Genomic DNA, 789 nt, shown 5'->3' with positions numbered 1-789 from the left:
CCCCGAACGCCAGACTCACCTCAAGCAGCTCGAAGCCGAGTCGATCCACATCATCCGCGAAGTGGCCGCCGAGTTCCGCAACCCGGTCATGCTCTACTCGATCGGCAAGGACTCCTCGGTGATGCTGCACCTGGCGCGCAAGGCCTTCTACCCGGGCACGCCGCCGTTCCCGCTGATGCACGTCAACACCACCTGGAAGTTCCGCGAGATGATCGAGTTCCGCGATCGCATGGCCCAAGAGGTCGGCATGGAACTGATCGAGCACATCAACGAGGAAGGCCGCGCCGCGGGCATCAACCCCTTCGAGCACGGCAGCGCCAAGTACACCGACATCATGAAGACCCAGTCGCTCAAGCAGGCGCTGGACAAGTACGGCTTCGACGCCGCCTTCGGCGGCGCGCGGCGCGACGAGGAAGCCTCGCGGGCCAAGGAGCGGGTCTACTCGTTTCGCGACAAGTACCACCGCTGGGACCCCAAGAACCAGCGTCCCGAGCTGTGGAACATCTACAACGCCAAGATCAACAAGGGCGAATCGATCCGCGTGTTCCCGCTCTCCAACTGGACCGAGCTCGACATCTGGCAGTACATCTACCTCGAGTCGATCCCCATCGTGCCGCTGTACTACGCCGCCCCGCGTCCGGTGGTCGAGCGCGACGGCATGCAGATCATGGTCGACGACGAGCGCCTACCGCTCGAGGAAGGCGAAGTGCCCGAAGAGAAGTGGGTGCGTTTTCGCACGCTGGGCTGCTACCCGCTGACCGGGGCGGTGGAATCCAAGGCCGCCACGCT

General features: G+C 64.1%; 1 protein-coding gene. It reads left to right on the top strand.

What is annotated here, in order from left to right; translation table 11 throughout:
* Window positions 1–789: sulfate adenylyltransferase subunit CysD (gene cysD, locus R6258_RS18755; RefSeq protein ID WP_318453467.1), on the top strand; the 789-nt coding region annotated here is incomplete at both ends.

This window comes from Halomonas sp. HP20-15 (genome assembly GCF_033446685.1).
Taxonomy (GTDB): Bacteria; Pseudomonadota; Gammaproteobacteria; order Pseudomonadales; family Halomonadaceae; genus Modicisalibacter.
Note: the sequence above shows the minus strand (reverse complement) of the source record. Positions and strands in the feature narration are given on the sequence as shown.